A 1998-nucleotide genomic window follows, 5' to 3' on the forward strand; every position below is an offset into this window, starting at 1 on the left:
CACCACCCCGCCGACGGAGCTCGGGGTGACTGTGACGCCGAACCGAGAGGGAGCGCGCTACCTCTACGGCCAGGGCATCACGCTGACGGCGGCGCCGACGGCGGCGACCGACCTCGACCACTGGCACTGGTTCGTCAAGCCGGCCGGGGCGAGCGAGTTCACGATCAGCGACCGCTCCGCCACCGCTGAGCTGAAGCTGCCCACCTCGATGTCGTGGAACGGCGCCCAGGTGTACGCGAGCCTGTACGACGAGGACCACCAGGTGGTCGCCTCGTCCGCCCCGGTGACGCTCGAGGTCTCGACCCTGCCTGCGGTCACAACGATCACCGCGGCGACCGACCGGCCGGCGTACCGGGCCGGTGACGTCGCGCGCCTCTCCTCAACCCAGCAACCGCAGACCGACGAGACGCACTTCCACTGGTACGTCCGCAAGACGGGTGAGGAGTTCTACACCTACATCCCGGGATCGGACGCTGCGGACGCGACGCTGCCGATCACCGCAGACCTGGACGGCGCGAGCGTGCTCGTGCGCCTGTTCGACGACGCCCACGCCGTCATCGCCGAGTCCGCCCCGGTCCCGCTCCAGGTCGCTGACGCGGGCCCGGGCGCGACGACCATCGCGGCTCGGCTCCAGCCCTCGACCGTGCGGTACGCCGCGAAGCGTGCCGCGCTCCAGGTGGAGGTCGACGCCGACGGCGCCACCCCCGAGGGCTCGGTCGACGTCACCGTCGGCGGCCGGACCGTCGCGCGCGACGTCGCGGTCGACGAGGCAGGCGCCGCGACCGTGCGCCTGCCGAAGAAGCTCACCCCCGGCAGGCACCGCGTGGTCGCGCACTTCCGGCCCGCCGACGACCAGGCCCACGCGGCGTCGTCCTCCCCGGCCACGGTGCTCAAGGTCGAGCGAGCCGTCTCCCGGGTCAAGGCAGTCGTGGCCAAGGTCGTCCGACCCGCCCAGCGGGCGCGGGTCGCGATCACCGTCGCGTCAGCAGCGGACCCCCGGGGCGTGGTGGTCATCCGCGACGGTGCCCGCCGGCTCGTCAAGGTCCGTCTCGATCGGGCCGGCCGCGCCGTGGTCAGGCTGCCGCGCCTGAGCGTGGGCAAGCACCGCCTGGTCGTGCGCTACCAGGGCGACCGGCTGCACGCGGCCGACACGGCCCGCGCGGTGCTGCGCGTCCGGCGCTGATCACCGTGGTGGGTCGCCGCTCCCGGGCGGCGACCCACCACCTCCCACTTCCGTCACCACCCATCCAGAGGGATCCCGTCCGGTGCTCGAACGACTGCCCACGCCCATCCGCCGCGGCTCCGCCGCCTCCGCCGTCCTCCTGCTCGCCGGCCTGGCGCTCCAGACGCCGGCGACCGCAGCCCCGGGGCAGACGACCGCGGTCGACGACGGCGCCGTCACGCTCCTCGACGTGTCGCTCGACGGGGCCGGACTGCCCCAGCTGTGGCTCTCGGCCGGCGACCGCGTCCAGGCACCCGACGCCGAGCCCGTGCTCGTCGACGGGGACCTCGCACGGACCGCTGGATCAGACGTGCCGGGCTACGGCACGGGCTCGGTGACGCCCGCTGACGACGAGGTCTTCGTCGTCCCGGAGGTGCTGACCCCCGGGTTGCCCACCCTCGGCTGGAGCACGCTCCGGCTCCCGGGACCTGCCGTCGGCACTACGGCGGCGGAGGTGTCGCTCGACCTGACGGTCTCCGGCCCCGGCGGCGTCGTCGTGCTCGACCGGTCCGTCCCTGCAGAGCCGACGGTCCTCGCGGACACCCGCGACTCAGTGCCGGACGAGCTCCGCCTCCCCGCGGCCACGAGCGGGTGGCAGGCCTGGGTCTTCGAGGAGCCGGGGCGCTACGACCTGACCGTCGTGCCCGAGCTCCACGCCGGGACCGGCGTCCGCGTCGGCAGCCCGGCCCGGTACGTCGTCGAGGTCAGTGCTCCCACCGCGGCTCCTGAGCCGCCGCCCGCGCCTGCCCCCGACGTGCCGGCGCCGGCCCCGCACG

2 protein-coding genes are annotated in these 1998 nt (G+C 74.8%); both read left to right on the forward strand.

All coding sequences use genetic code 11. The features are described 5' to 3' along the window. Nucleotides 1–1183: Ig-like domain-containing protein (locus G6553_RS20530; protein ID WP_207620087.1), on the forward strand; the 1183-nt coding region annotated here is incomplete at its 5' end. Between the two features lie 82 nt (nucleotides 1184–1265). Next, nucleotides 1266–1998: hypothetical protein (locus G6553_RS20535; RefSeq protein WP_207620088.1), on the forward strand; the 733-nt coding region annotated here is incomplete at its 3' end.

The organism is Nocardioides sp. IC4_145, from assembly GCF_011250565.1.
In the GTDB taxonomy this organism is placed as follows: domain Bacteria; phylum Actinomycetota; class Actinomycetes; order Propionibacteriales; family Nocardioidaceae; genus Nocardioides.